Raw genomic sequence first — 13,471 nt, 5'->3', positions numbered from 1 at the left:
GTGACCGCCTTCGACGAGGAACACAGTGCAGTGAACAGCAAGGGGATGATGGCGGCGGTGGTGGCCGCCCTGGCAGGGCTGCTCGGAATCGGCAGCGCGCAGGCACAGGTACAGGTCAGTGGCAGTGCGGCGTTGACCAGTGACTACGTGTGGCGTGGCAGCTCGCAGAGCGACGGCGACCCGGCGGTGCAGGCGGGCGCGAAGGTTTCGATCCCATCGGGTTGGTACGCCAGCGTGTGGGGCTCCAACGTTTCGTTCAAGCCGGACAACGGCGCGCGCAGCGAGTTCGACCTGGTGGCGGGCTGGTCCGGTGCGCTGGCCCCGGACTGGACACTGGATGCCAACCTGACCCGCTACATGTACCCGGGCACCGGCCGCGCGCTGGACTGGACCGAACTCAATACCACCGTGACCTGGAAGCAGCGCGCCTGGTTGCAGGTCGCCCATTCCAGCGATGCATTGGCCGGCGGCCATCGCGGCACCTATGCCCAGTTGGGCGTGCGGGTACCGCTGCACGAGCGGTTCCGCCTGGAGGCGGCGGTGGGCCAGTATTGGCTGGCCACCGCGCAGGGTCCGGATTACCTGCATGGCCAGCTCAGTGCCATCGCCTCGCTGACCCAGGCATGGGAGCTGCGTGCCACCGTGCATGACACTGACAGCGCGGCCAAGCGCCTGTTCCCGGGCAATGCCGGGGGGCGTTGGGAGCTGGCGCTGCAGGGCAGCTTCTAGTTCGACGACACCGCCTGGCGCGCACGCAGCGCGCCGGGCAGCCACAGCAGCAGGGCCAGCACGGCCACCGTGGCACCGGCCACGCAGACGCCGGTCCAGCCGAAGCGCTGGTAGACCTGCGCCGACAACAGCGAACCCAGCGAACCGCCGATGAAGTAGCCGGTCATGTAGCCTGCATTGAGGCGGTTGCGCGCTGCCGGTTGCAGTGCATAGATCAGGTTCTGGTTACTGACGTGCAGCAGCTGCGCGGCCAGGTCCAGCACCACCACGCCGATCAGCAGCGCCAGCAGCGAGTGTGCCGACAGCCCCAGCGGCAGCCACGAGAGCAGCAACAGCACCAGTGCGATGGCGGTGGCGCGGCCGGTCTGCCCGCGGTCGGACATGCGGCCGGCCAGGCCAGCCGCCAGCGTGCCGGCGGCGCCGACCAGTCCGAACAGGCCGATGGTGGCGTCGCTGTAGGCGTAGGGCGGTTGTGCCAGCAGGAACGCCAGTGGCGTCCAGAAGATCGCGAACATGGCGAAGCTGCAGGCGCCCAGCAGCGTGCGCTGGCGCAGCACCGGTTCCTGTACGAACAGCACGCCGATCGAGCGCAGCAACGCGAAGTAGCCAAGGCCGGCGCTGTGGTGGAAGCGCGGCAGGCCGCGCTGCAGTGCCAGTGCGGTCAGCACCAGGGTGCCGGCGGCGATCGCGTACACCAGCCGCCAGTCGCCAAGGCTTGACAGCAGTCCCGCCACGGTGCGTGCCAGCAGGATGCCCAGCAGCAGGCCGCTCATCAACGTGCCGACCACGCGACCGCGATGTTCCGGCGCGGCCAGCGTAGCGGCGAACGGCACCAGCACCTGGGCCACCACCGAGAACAGGCCGGTGATCGCGGTGCCCACCAGCAGCCAGGTCAGCGACGGCGCACAGGCACTGATCACCAACCCGCCCGCCGACAGCAGGCTCATCACCACGATCAGGCGGCGGCGTTCGAACAGGTCTCCCAGCGGCACCAGCAGGATCAGTCCGGCGGCATAGCTCAGCTGTGCGGCAGTAACCACCATGCCAACCTGGCCGAACGGCACACCGAAGGCATCGGCAATGGTGTGCAGCAGCGGCTGCGCATAGTAGTTGCTGGCCACGGCCACGCCGGTGGCCACCGACATCAGCAGCACCTGCCATCGGTGCAGAGGGGGGAGGGACGGACTCACGCGGTGTTCCAGAGAAGCGGGGTGCACAGTGTCCGCCTGCTGCAGCGATGATGGAAATGAATCATCATCATCCCTGTCATCTGGAAACGAGATAGCAGGGTGAACCTCAAGCAGCTCGAGTTTGCCGTCGCCCTGGCCGAGGAAGGCAACTTCACCCGCGCCGCCGAACGCTGCCATGTGGTGCAGTCCGCACTCAGCCACCAGATCGCCGCACTGGAGCAGGAACTGGGCACGCCGCTGTTTGAACGCCTGCCGCGCCAGGTGCGGGCGACGGCAGCGGGTGAGGCGCTGTTGGTGCACGCACGCCAGGTGCTGGTCAGCCTGCGTCACCTGCGCGCCGACGTGGCCGCGGTCAGTGGTGAGGTGCGTGGTCTGCTGGCGATCGGGCAGATCTCCTCGCTGACCGATATCGATGTAGTGGCGATGCTGGCAGCTTTTCAGCAGGCGCACCCGCAGGTGGAATTCCAATTGCGGGTGGACAAGAGCGAGGACCTGATCGCGCAGGTGCAGTCGCGCGACCTGGATGTGGCGCTGGTCGGGTTGTCACCCTCGGCCGGCCTGGACGGGGTCTGCCACCAGATGCTGCAGGAAGAAGACCTGGTGGCGGTGCTGGCGCCGTCGCACCGCTTGGCCCGGCGCAAGCGGCTGCCATTGACCGAATTGCAGGACGAGGCGCTGGTCGACTTCCCGCGCGGCACTGGTGCGCGGCGGCAGACCGACGATGCCTTCGCCGCCGCTGGCCTGTCGCATGCGGTGCGCTTCGAGGTCAATCTGATGGAACTGATCGAGCGCTTCGTCCGCCATGGGCTGGCGGTTGGCATCGTGCCGACGTTGATTGCCGAAGGCTTTGAAGGCGTGGTGCGGATTCCGCTGCAGCCGACCCCGACCCGCCGCGTGCACCTGGTCTGGCAGCGGCTGCCGACACCGGCGGCGCGGGTGTTCGTCGAGGCCGTGCTCAGCCGCGCAGGCGCAGGCTCAGGCCCTTGAGGAAATTGCGCAGCATCTGGTCCAGGCAACGCCGGTAGTTGGTGTGGCCGGGCTGGCGGAACAGCGCGCCCACTTCCGACTTGGACACGTTGAAACCGGCGCTGGCGAAGATCTCCATCAGATCGACGTCGCGCAGCTGGAACGCCACGCGCAGCTTCTTCAGCACCAGGTTGTTGTCGATGCGGGTTTCCACCGCACGCTGCGGCTGGCTCTCGTCGCGACCGCGCAGGTGCACGATCAGGCCATCGAGGAAGTGCGCCAGCGCGCTGTCGCTCATCGCCTCGAAACCGGCTTCGTCCTCGCGGCGCAGCCAGGCCTTGACCTGCTCGGGATCCACGGCGAAGGCCGGGTCGGCCATCTGGCACAGGGTCACCACGTGGTGGTCGCCCAGGTCCAGGGAGTAGCGCACGCTGCGCAGGACATCGTTGTTGATCATGGCCCAATTGTAGCGGCCCCTGGCGTGTCACCGGATTGTCATCGAACTGCAGCATCGTGGGCACTCGTTCGCTGGGACCCTTGCATGCGCCGGTATCTGTTTTCCGCACTGCTGCTCGCCAGCAGCTTCGCTGCCTTCGCCCAGGACCGCTTCGTACCCGTCGAGCGGCGCCTCAGTGCATCCCAACTGGCCGAGGTCGGGCTCAGTCCGGCGCAGTTGCAGGCACTGAACCGGGTACTGCGCGAGGCCGAGCGCGCGGCCACCGGGCCGACGGCAGCGGTGGCCCCCGCCGCTGCGCCGCTGCCTGCCAATGTGCCGGCACCGGCAGCAATGCACTTGGGCCTGGAAGAAGGACCGGTCAATGCACGCGTGGTCGGAGAGGTCGCAGGCTGGCAGCCCGGCACGCTGTTCACCCTTGATAACGGCCAGCAATGGCAGGTGATGAAGGGGCAGATGAAGCTGCGCAAGGTGCTGCAGTCGCCGCAGATCGCCGTTGTTCCAGGAATTTCCGGGCGCTGGTTCTTGCAGGTCGACGAAGACCTGCCCAAGGCCCGGGTATTCCGCGTGCGCTGAGCCGCGCACGCCTCGGGCGTGGTCAGCCGGCATCGGCAACGCAGGGGCCGGCCGACGGTGCCAGAATGGGCGTCCGGTTTTCCCCCCCTGGAGTTGCCTGATGACCCGCACTGTCCTGATTACCGGCGCCACGTCCGGCTTCGGCGCCGCCGCCGTCCACCGCTTCGCCCAGGCGGGCTGGAAGGTGATCGCCACCGGCCGCCGCGGTGAACGCCTGCAGCCGCTGGTCGAGCGCTACGGCAAGGACGTGGTGCACGCGGCTGCCTTCGACATCCGCGATCCGGTGGCGATGGAGGCGGCCCTGCTGGCACTGCCGCCTGCGTTCGGCCAGATCGATCTGCTGGTCAACAACGCGGGCCTGGCACAGGGCACCGCGCCGGCACAGAGCGCCAAGCTGTCGGACTGGACCACGATGATCGACACCAACATCACCGCGCTGGTGACCTTGACCCATCGCCTGCTGCCGCAGCTGGTGGAGCGCAAGGGCGCGGTCATCAACATCTCGTCGGTGGCCGGCGTCTACCCGTACCCGGGTGGCAACGCCTACGGTGGCACCAAGGCGTTCGTCAGCCAGTTCTCGCTGGGCCTGCGTTCGGACCTGCACGGCACCGGCGTGCGCGTGACCACGATCGAGCCGGGTATGGCTGAAACCGAGTTCACCGTGGTGCGTACCCATGGCGACCAGGCGGCATCGGACAAGCTCTATACCGGCGCCAACCCGATGACCGCTGAAGACATCGCCGAACAGATCTTCTGGGTGGCCAGCCTGCCGCCGCACCTGAACATCAATCGCCTGGAGCTGATGCCGGTCAGCCAGTCCTTCGCCGGTTTCCAGGTCGCCCGCGAAGGCTGACCTGCTTCGCGGGTCCTGTAGAGCCGAGCCTATGCTCGGCTTCGTCTGGATTCAGCCGAGCATGGCTCGGCTCTACAGAAACGAAAAAGCCGGGCAATGCCCGGCTTTTTCGTTCACAGCGGCAGGCTTACTGCGCCTTGATCGCCATCGCCTGCAGGCCGGTGCCGTCCAGCTTCTGCTTGGCTTCGGACAACTCGCCGGCACTGCCATACGGCCCCATGCGCACGCGGTACACGGTCTTGCCGTTGATCTGCGCCGATTCCACGCGTGCCGCCAGGCCCATCATCGCCAGCTTGGCCTTGGTCGCTTCGGCATCGCCGGAGGCACCGAACGCACCCGCCTGCAGGATGTAGCGGGCGTTGTCGGCGGCGGCCGGCGCAGCAGCGGCCGGGGTACTGGCCGCGGTCGGCGGGGTTTCCGCGCGCGCTGCCGGAGTGGCGGCGGCGGCGCTGGTCGACGCCGTCGGCGTGCTGGCCGGAGGCGTTGCCGCAGCCGGGCGTTCGCTCAGCGGTGCCGGCAGCGGACGGCTGGTGGCGGTTACCGGTGCGGTGCTGGCCACGCTGGCGGTTGCTGTCGGTGCCGGTGCAGCGGCGGCGGCCGGAACCGGCTTGCCTTCCAAAGCCGCCTGCGCGCGCTGCGCTTCGGCCTTGGCCCGGCGCTGGTCTTCGGCACGCGCGCTGGCGGCCAGTTCGGCGTCGGACATTTCAACTTCCTTGCCCGGCAGCAGGGTGTAGAAGTCGTACTGGGTGGCGGCCGGCTTCTCCGGTTCGGCCGGCTTCGGCGTGGCCGGCTGCGCGGCCGGCTGGGCGCCAACATCGCTGTCGGCATCCGCGACCGGGGCCGGCTGCGCGTTCGGGTTCGGCTGCGGACCGGCGCGAAGGAAGCCATCGCCTTCGCCCTTGAACAGGTTCGGCGCCGCCAGGAACACCACGGCTGCAATCGCCACGCCAGCGACCAGCCACACCCATCCGGGTGTTCCCTGGCTGCTGCTGTTGCGTCGTGCCTGGTTTTTGCCGCGTCGTGCTGCCATGTGTACTGCGTCTCCTGATGCTTACATTTTTTCCGGGGCGCTGACGCCCAGGAGTTCGAGGCCGTTGGCCAGCACCTGGCGCGCGGCGCAGGCCAGGGTCAGCTTGGCGTTGCGGTCGGCGGCGTCATCCACCAGCACCGGCGTCCCGTGATACCACGTGTGGAACGCGTGCGCCAATTCACGCAGGTACTGCGCCACCAGATGCGGTTCCAGCGCCACGCCGGCCGCCTCCACCACTTCCGGGTACCGCGAGATCTCGTTCATCAGCAGCAGCGAAGCGTCGTCGGCCAGGCGGCCGAGGTTGGCCAGGCCGTTGCCCTGTTCGTACACCAGGCCCTTCTCCTGCGCCTGGCGCAGCAGGCTGCAGACGCGGGCGTGCGCGTACTGCACGTAGAACACCGGGTTGTCGTTGCTCTGCTGGCGGGCCAGGTCGATGTCGAAGGTCAGCTGCGAATCGGGCTTGCGCGCGATCAGGAACCAGCGGGTGGCATCACGGCCGGCTTCCTCGATCAGGTCGCGCAGGGTGAAGTAGCTGCCGGCACGCTTGGACAGCTTCACTTCCTCGCCGCCGCGCATGACGGTGACCATCTGGTGCAGCACGTATTCCGGCCAGCCCTGCGGAATGCCTACTTCCATCGCCTGCAGGCCGGCGCGCACGCGCGCCAGCGAGCCGTGGTGGTCGGCACCCAGTTCGGTGATCGCGCGCTCGTAGCCGCGCTGCCACTTGGACAGGTGGTAGGCCACGTCCGGCACGAAGTAGGTGAAGGTGCCGTCGGACTTGCGCATCACGCGGTCCTTGTCGTCACCGAAGTCGGTGCTGCGCAGCCACAGCGCGCCACCTTCTTCATAGGTATGGCCCGACGCCTGCAGCTTGGCCACCGCTTCGGCTACCTTGCCGTCGGCGTACAGCGAGCTTTCCAGGAAATAGATGTCGAAGTCGACGCCGAACGCGGCCAGGTCCAGGTTCTGCTCGTTGCGCAGGTAGGCCACCGCAAACCGGCGGATCGCCTGCATGTCGTCCGGGTCCTTGGCGCCGACCACGGTGCTGCCTTCCAGGTCGACGCTGGCGCCGGCCATGTAGGCGCGGGCGACGTCGGCGATGTATTCGCCGCGGTAGCCACCTTCCGGCCAGCCGTCCTGGTCCGGCGCGATGCCCTTGATCCGCGCCTGGGTGGACAGCGCCAGGTTCTCGATCTGCACGCCGGCGTCGTTGTAGTAGAACTCACGCTTGGCGTTCCAGCCGTTGGCGTCGAGCACACGTGCCACGCAGTCGCCGATCGCCGCCGCGCGGCCATGGCCGACATGCAGCGGGCCGGTCGGGTTGGCCGACACGTACTCCACGCCCACCGTGCGGCCATTGCCGGACAGATTGCGGCCGTAGTCGTGGGCTTCCTTGATGACCGAGGCGGCTTCGCGCTGGTACGCGGCCGGGGCCAGGTGGAAGTTGATGAAGCCGGGGCCGGCGATCTCGACCTTGCTGACGTCCTCGCTGCGCGGCAGCGCCTCGACCAATGCCTGTGCCAGTGCGCGCGGATTGCTGCGCGCGGCCTTGGCCAGCAGCATCGCGGCGTTGGTGGCGAAGTCGCCGTGGTCGCGGGTCTTCGGGCGCTCGACCACGAAGTCCGGCGGCAGGGAGTCGGCGGGCAGGGTGCCATTGGCGCGCAAGGCTTCGATGCCTTGGCTGATCAGGGCGCGGAGGAGATTTTTCACGAGGCCTGCTGTGAGAATGAGCGGCGGAATCGCCCATTTTAGCGCAGATACCCGCGCCCACGCTGACCAGAACATGCCTGTGGGGGCGGCCGATGGCGCCTGAAGGGGCCGTGCTCAGCCGAACAGGCGCGGCTGGGGCGTGGACAGAAGTCCCCGTTCAGCAAATGAAACGGGACGGCCCTCGCCCACCACGAAGTGGTCCAGCAGGCGCACGTCCACCATCGCCAGCGCCTGCTGCAGTTCGTCGGTGATGCGGGTATCGGCGCTGGAGGGTTCCGGGTCGCCGGAAGGGTGGTTGTGGCTGAGGATCACCGCCGCCGCGTTGTGCAGCAGGGCGCGCCGCACCACTTCGCGGGGGTAGACCGGTGCGGCGTTGATGGTGCCGTGGAACAGTTCCTCGCAGGCGATCAGGCGGTGGCGATTGTCCAGGAACAGGGCCATGAAGATCTCCCGTGCCTGCCCCCGCAGGCGGTGCTGCAGATAGCGTCCGACCGCGGCCGGGTTGTTGCCGACCGCTTCGCCGTGTTCCAGCTCGGCGGCCAGGTAGCGGTGGGCCAGTTCCAGCCCAGCAACCAGGGTACAGCTGCGCGCCGGACCCAGACCGGGCAGGCGCGCCAGCTCCCGCGCGGGGCGATCGAGCAGCACCCGTAACGGGCCATGCGCCTGCAGCAGGTCGCGCGCGGTCTGCACGGCATCGCGGCCACCGAACCCGGAGCCGAGAAACAGGGCCAGCAGTTCGGCGTCGGAAAGTGACGTGGGCCCGCGCGCGATCAGCTTCTCGCGGGGGCGTTCCTGTTCGGGCCAGTCGTGGATGGGCATGCCTGCATCATCGCCAGCTTCGGCGGCATCTCCCATCGGGGCTTGCCGCGGGTCCGGGTCGGTCGATGCCTCAGTCGCGCCGGGTCTGCAGGTAGTCGAACAGTTCCTGGTTGTTCTGCAGGCCCAGCTTGCGCTTGGCTTCGGCCTTCTGCCGGCTGATGGTCTTCGGGCTGCGCCCACAGCGCTCGGCGACCTGGTTCACATTGAGACCGGCCGCCAGCAGTTCCAGCACTTCCTGTTCGCGTGCCGACAGCGGCGCCGGCTCGCGCGGAAACAGCAGGTCGCGTGCCTGCAGGTGGTGGCGCAGCTGCTGGGAGACGAATACCTGCCCCGCCATCGCGGCGTTCAGCGCCTGGGGCAGTTCGGCGAAATCGGCGCACTTGTCGACCAGGCCACTGATGCCCTCCCGCAGCAGTCCGTCCAGCAGGCCGGGATGACGGGCGCCGGTCAGCACCACCACCGGCAGGCCAGGGCGGCGCATGCGCAGCGCGTCGATCAGCTCCGGACCGTCCGGGCCGGCACCCGGCATCGAGAGGTCGGTCAGCACCGCATCGCAGTCGTGCTGGTCCACCAGCTCCAGCAGCTGGGCGCCGTCACGCGCACTGCCGACGATGTCCATCAGGTGGGTCTGCAGCACGACACGGATGCCATGCAGGACCACGGGATGGTCGTCGGCGATGATGATGCGTGGATGCACGAGGCTCCTCGAAGGTCGAACAGGCCACGGCGGGCGGCAGCCAATGCCTGATTCTGCAAAAGCACAGAGACGTAGGGGTATAGGAAAGGTCCGAAACTGTTACCGGGTGAATCCCGGGTCAACGCAGGCGGATTCCATCTGCTGATAGCCGCCCGCTATGTGCGCCCTGCACCGGGACATTACCGACCATCGGGTAAGCTAGCGCCCTCGTTTGCACAGGAATTCCAGGTGGCTGACTCCCCCAACGCTTCCCCCGCGCCGGCGCGCGCGCTGGAAGGTCAGAAACTGCTGTTGTGTGTCGGAGGCGGGATCGCGGCGTACAAGGCGCTGGAACTGGTGCGGCGCCTGCGCGACGCCGGTGCCCAGGTGCAGGTGGCGATGACCGCCGGTGCCCAGCAGTTCGTCACTCCGCTCAGTTTCCAGGCCCTGTCCGGGCAGCCGACCCGCACCACGCTGTGGGACAGCGCCGCCGAACAGGCCATGGGTCACATCGAACTGGCCCGCTGGGCCGACCGCATCGTGGTCGCCCCGGGGACCGCCGATCTGCTGGCCCGGCTGGCGCAGGGCCATGCCGATGACCTGGTCAGCACGTTGTGCCTGGCCAGCACCGCGCCGTTGACGATCTGCCCGGCGATGAACCACCGCATGTGGCTGCATCCGGCCACCCAGGCGAACATCGCCCTGCTGCGCCAGCGCGGCGCGCAGGTGATCGGCCCGGTCGACGGTCCGCTGGCCGAGGGCGAATCCGGTCCCGGTCGTCTGGCCGAGCCCGGCGACATCGTCGCCGCGCTGGCCGCCAATGGCAGTACCACGGCGGCGGCTGCCGCACCGGAAACCCGCGCGCTGCAGGGCCTGCGCCTGCTGATCAGCGCTGGCCCGACCTATGAAGACATCGATCCGGTGCGCTACGTCGGCAACCGCAGCAGCGGCAAGATGGGCTTTGCCCTGGCCGCGGCCGCCGCGACGATGGGCGCCCAGGTGGTGCTGGTCAGCGGCCCGGTGCAGCTGCCGACGCCGCCCGGCGTGCAGCGCGTGGACGTGCGCTCGGCCGCGCAGATGCGCGATGCCGTGCTGAAGTCGCTGCCGGCCGACATCTATATCGGTGCCGCCGCGGTGTCCGACTACACTCCGCGCCAAGTGGCTGCGCAGAAGCTGAAGAAGACCGCCGACAGCCAGTCGCTGGTGATCGAGCTGGTGCGCACGCCGGACATCCTGGCCGAAGTCGCCGCGCAGACGCAGTCGCTGAAGCTGGTGGTCGGCTTTGCCGCCGAAACCCACGACGTGGAGAAGTACGCACGCGGCAAGCTGGTCGACAAGCGCCTGGACCTGGTGATCGCCAATCAGGTCGGCATCAGCGGCGGCGGTTTCGAGAGCGACAACAACGCCGCCACTGCCTTCTGGCAGGACGGTGAACAGGTATTCCCGGCCACCTCCAAGCGCGAGCTGGCCGAACAACTGCTGGCGCTGATCGCGCGGAGACTCCAGGCATGACCCAGGCTTTCACTTCCCAACCGCTGCAGGTCAAGCTGCTCGATCCGCGCTTCGGCGACAGCTGGCCGCTGCCGGCCTACGCCACCGAAGCCAGCGCCGGCATGGACCTGCGCGCGGCGCTGGATACCGCGCTGACCCTGCAGCCGGGCGACACCGCGCTGGTGCCCAGCGGCCTGGCCATCCATATCGCCGATCCGCACCTGTGCGCGGTGATCCTGCCGCGTTCCGGGCTGGGTCACCGCCACGGCATCGTGCTCGGCAACGGCACCGGCCTGATCGACGCCGATTACCAGGGCCCGCTGCTGATCAGCGTCTGGAACCGTGGCCGCGAGGCCTTCACCATCGAGCCGGGCGATCGCATCGCGCAGCTGGTGGTCGTGCCGATTGCCCGCGTCAGCCTGCAGGTGGTGGATACTTTCACCGACAGCGTGCGGGGAACGGGTGGATTCGGCCATACCGGGGTGCGTTGACAGGGGACATCGATGAGCGGCATCGGGGAAGGACAGCGGGGACGGTCGTTGGGACGCAGTGCGCCACTACTGGGGGTGCTGCTGGTCCTGCTGGCTGGCTGGTTCGGATGGAGCGCGGTGCAGCAATGGCGCCAGGAGGCCAACGGCCAGGCGCTGGAAGCTGCGCGTGACCAGGCTGTGCAAGGCCTGCAGGAGGCCGCTGCCGGCCAGCTGAAGCAGCTGCAGCAGCAGCTGAAGAACGAGCGCGTGCAGCAGGCGCTGCAGGCCGGCGATGCCGCTGCGGCGGCACTCGCGGTCCGCGAGAGCTGGACCGGCGTCGAGCACGCCGAAGTACTGACCGCCGATCTGGCCAACGCCTACGCCGACCCGGCGACCTTCGGCTATGCCCGGTTGGCGCTGCTGGAAGCCGCATTGGCCGAGACCGGCCCCAGCCTGCGCGTGGTCCGCGATGGGGGTGGCAATCGTCTTGGCCTGGCGGCACCGGTGCCGCTGGGCAGCCTGGGCCCGGCAGTGCTCTACGTGCGCCAGCCGTTGCTGCGACTGACCTCGCCGCTGGACCAGGTGAGTGCGCCATCGGCCGGTTTCCTTGGCCTGCGCCAGGGCGCGCATGACCTCGTCGCCCAGGGCGATGCCAGCCTGGCCGAAAGTGCCGAAGCATTGGCGCGGCCAATTCCGGGTACGCCGTTGCGGCTGGTGGCCGCGGTACCCAATGTCGAACCCGGTCCGCTGGGCCTGGGTTCGCTGGCCAGCGCCATCGTTGCGCTGCTGCTGGCGTTCATCGCCGTGCTGCTGGTGGTGGGTCGCGGCCGCCTGCCCAAGACGCTGCCGCTGCCGCGCCGCGCGGCCGTGGCGGAAGCGGATCATGGCCCGACCCTGAGCGAGAGCCTGCAGATGGCGCCGCCGCCGGTGGCCGAGGCCAGCACAACTGAAAGTGCACCGCCGCCCCCGCCGCCGGTTCCGGCCGAGGAACTGGCGGCCGGTATCTTCCGCGCCTACGACATCCGCGGCGTGGTGGGCAGCCAACTGACGCCGAAGACGGCGGCGCTGATCGGCCAGGCCATCGGTACCGTGGCACTGGAGCAGGGCCTGCGCGAGGTGGTGATCGGCCGCGACGGCCGCCTGTCCGGCCCGGAACTGGCCGCAGGGTTGGCCGAGGGCCTGAGGCGCGCCGGTTGCGCGGTGATCGACATCGGCCTGGCACCGACCCCGGTCGTGTACTACGCCGCCTTCCATCTGCGCACCGGCACCTGCGTGGCGGTCACCGGCAGTCATAACCCGCCCGAGTACAACGGCTTCAAGGTGGTCATCGGCGGCGAGACGCTGTCCGGCGATGCCATCACCGATCTCTACCAGCGCATCATCGAAGGCCGCCTGGTACAGGCCGCCGAGCCGGGCGATTACCAGCAGCGCGATGTCAGTGCCGACTACATCCAGCGCATCGCCGACGACGTGCAGCTGGACCGCCCGTTGAAGGTCGTGGCCGATGCCGGCAACGGCGTCGCCGGTGCGCTCGCACCGCAGCTGCTGGAAGCGATCGGTGCTGAAGTCATTCCGCTGTACTGCGATGTCGACGGTACCTTCCCCAACCATCATCCCGACCCGAGCGAACCGGCCAACCTGGAAGACCTGGTGCAGACGGTCAAGCGCTTCGGCGCCGACCTCGGTGTCGCCTTCGATGGCGATGGCGACCGGCTGGGCGTGGTCACCGGCGAAGGCAGGATCATCTATGCCGACCGCCTGCTGATGCTGTTTGCCGCCGATGTGCTGATGCGCAACCCCGGCGCGATGGTGATCTACGACGTGAAGTGCACCGGCAAGCTGTCCGACCACGTGCTGCGCAATGGTGGCAGCCCGCTGATGTGGAAGACCGGGCATTCGCTGATGAAGGCGAAGATGCGCGAGACCGACGCCGAGCTGGCCGGCGAGATGAGCGGCCACTTCTTCTTCAAGGAGCGCTGGTTCGGTTTCGACGATGGCCTGTATGCGGCGGCGCGCCTGCTGGAGATCCTGGCCCAGCGCGAGGAGACCCCGGATGAGGTACTGGCAGAGCTGCCGGAGATGGTGGCCACGCCGGAACTGAAGGTGCCGGTGGCCGACGGTACGCCACATGCGCTGGTGGCGATGCTGGTGGCGGCGGCGCAGTCACCGGACAACCCGTATGTGGGCGGCCGCCTGTCGACCATCGACGGCCTGCGTGTGGACTTCCCCGATGGCTGGGGCCTGGTGCGTGCCTCCAATACGACGCCGGTGCTGGTGCTGCGCTTCGAGGGCAACGACGAGGCGGCACTGGAACGCATCCAGGCGCTGTTCCGCAGCCAGCTGCAACCGGTGCTGGGCGAGACCCCACTGGGGTTCTGAGGTGGGGCCGGGCTGCGCCCGGCACCCGCCGAATCAACGTCAACGTCAAAGGCCGGCTATCCGTGGGATGGCGGGGCGGTGTCGGAGTGCGGGGACGCAGCAAGTACGTCCCTGTAAGCTTGGCAGCC

General features: G+C 68.6%; 13 protein-coding genes. 7 read left to right on the top strand and 6 right to left on the bottom strand.

The genetic code is table 11. From position 1 onward, the window contains the following. Nucleotides 1-30: 30 nt before the first annotated feature. Nucleotides 31-729, top strand: a complete 699-nt coding sequence (locus AC5QAH_RS17140; RefSeq protein WP_053443780.1) for a TorF family putative porin — start codon at nt 31-33, stop codon at nt 727-729. Here the strand turns inward: AC5QAH_RS17140 and AC5QAH_RS17135 are convergent. After that, on the bottom strand, nt 726-1,874 hold the full coding sequence (locus tag AC5QAH_RS17135) for an MFS transporter (RefSeq protein WP_265330720.1): 1,149 nt from the start codon (nt 1,872-1,874) through the stop codon (nt 726-728). The two genes, AC5QAH_RS17140 and AC5QAH_RS17135, sit on opposite strands and share 4 nt — an antisense overlap. Before the next feature lie 144 nt (nt 1,875-2,018). On the opposite strand from AC5QAH_RS17135, the gene AC5QAH_RS17130 reads away from it, so the two are divergent. Continuing rightward, nucleotides 2,019-2,906, top strand: a complete 888-nt coding sequence (locus tag AC5QAH_RS17130; RefSeq protein ID WP_053442395.1) for a LysR family transcriptional regulator — start codon at nt 2,019-2,021, stop codon at nt 2,904-2,906. Here AC5QAH_RS17130 and AC5QAH_RS17125 read toward each other — a convergent pair. Continuing rightward, complete coding sequence (locus AC5QAH_RS17125; RefSeq protein WP_005411992.1) at nt 2,875-3,342, bottom strand: YehS family protein; 468 nt, start codon at nt 3,340-3,342, stop codon at nt 2,875-2,877. The genes AC5QAH_RS17130 and AC5QAH_RS17125 overlap by 32 nt on opposite strands. An 84-nt stretch (nt 3,343-3,426) precedes the next feature. Here AC5QAH_RS17125 and AC5QAH_RS17120 point away from each other — a divergent pair, with 84 nt between their 5' ends. Together AC5QAH_RS17120 and AC5QAH_RS17115 are read left to right on the top strand one after the other, a co-directional pair. Beyond that, nucleotides 3,427-3,915 carry a hypothetical protein gene (locus AC5QAH_RS17120; RefSeq protein WP_019337644.1) on the top strand — a complete coding sequence of 163 codons (489 nt, stop codon included), beginning with the start codon at nt 3,427-3,429 and terminating at the stop codon, nt 3,913-3,915. Nucleotides 3,916-4,015: 100 nt separating this feature from the next. Continuing rightward, the gene (locus AC5QAH_RS17115) at nt 4,016-4,768 is read left to right on the top strand and encodes an SDR family NAD(P)-dependent oxidoreductase (RefSeq protein WP_053442396.1); all 753 of its coding nucleotides are present in this window, start codon (nt 4,016-4,018) and stop codon (nt 4,766-4,768) included. A 127-nt stretch (nt 4,769-4,895) separates the two neighbouring features. On the opposite strand, the gene AC5QAH_RS17110 is transcribed toward AC5QAH_RS17115, so the two are convergent. From AC5QAH_RS17110 to AC5QAH_RS17095, 4 genes are all read right to left on the bottom strand, one after another. Further along, nucleotides 4,896-5,798 carry an SPOR domain-containing protein gene (locus AC5QAH_RS17110; protein ID WP_010486901.1) on the bottom strand — a complete coding sequence of 301 codons (903 nt, stop codon included), beginning with the start codon at nt 5,796-5,798 and terminating at the stop codon, nt 4,896-4,898. A 21-nt stretch (nt 5,799-5,819) separates the two neighbouring features. Further along, the gene (argS, locus tag AC5QAH_RS17105; protein WP_010486900.1) at nt 5,820-7,508 is read right to left on the bottom strand and encodes an arginine--tRNA ligase; all 1,689 of its coding nucleotides are present in this window, start codon (nt 7,506-7,508) and stop codon (nt 5,820-5,822) included. Between the two features lie 114 nt (nt 7,509-7,622). Beyond that, entirely contained in the window at nt 7,623-8,327 is a 705-nt protein-coding gene (radC, locus tag AC5QAH_RS17100) for a RadC family protein (RefSeq protein ID WP_053443781.1), read from the bottom strand. Between the two features lie 70 nt (nt 8,328-8,397). After that, the gene (locus AC5QAH_RS17095; protein WP_019338987.1) at nt 8,398-9,024 is read right to left on the bottom strand and encodes a response regulator; all 627 of its coding nucleotides are present in this window, start codon (nt 9,022-9,024) and stop codon (nt 8,398-8,400) included. Nucleotides 9,025-9,252: 228 nt separating this feature from the next. Between AC5QAH_RS17095 and coaBC the strand changes: the two genes are divergently transcribed. The 3 genes from coaBC to AC5QAH_RS17080 are packed head-to-tail and all read left to right on the top strand — an operon-like array spanning nt 9,253 to nt 13,343. Then, nucleotides 9,253-10,515 carry a bifunctional phosphopantothenoylcysteine decarboxylase/phosphopantothenate--cysteine ligase CoaBC gene (gene coaBC / locus AC5QAH_RS17090; protein WP_010486895.1) on the top strand — a complete coding sequence of 421 codons (1,263 nt, stop codon included), beginning with the start codon at nt 9,253-9,255 and terminating at the stop codon, nt 10,513-10,515. Continuing rightward, entirely contained in the window at nt 10,512-10,985 is a 474-nt protein-coding gene (gene dut / locus AC5QAH_RS17085; RefSeq protein WP_005411999.1) for a dUTP diphosphatase, read from the top strand. Before coaBC ends, dut begins: the two co-directional genes overlap by 4 nt. Before the next feature lie 12 nt (nt 10,986-10,997). Then, a complete protein-coding gene (locus AC5QAH_RS17080; protein WP_049412124.1) occupies nt 10,998-13,343 on the top strand; it encodes a phosphomannomutase/phosphoglucomutase in 2,346 nt (781 codons plus the stop codon). The last annotated feature ends 128 nt before the right edge of the window (nt 13,344-13,471 follow it).

This window comes from Stenotrophomonas sp. YJH_SMC_43, from assembly GCF_059372535.1.
The sequence above is the reverse complement of the archived record's forward strand: the minus strand, read 5'-3'. Positions and strand labels throughout refer to the sequence as shown.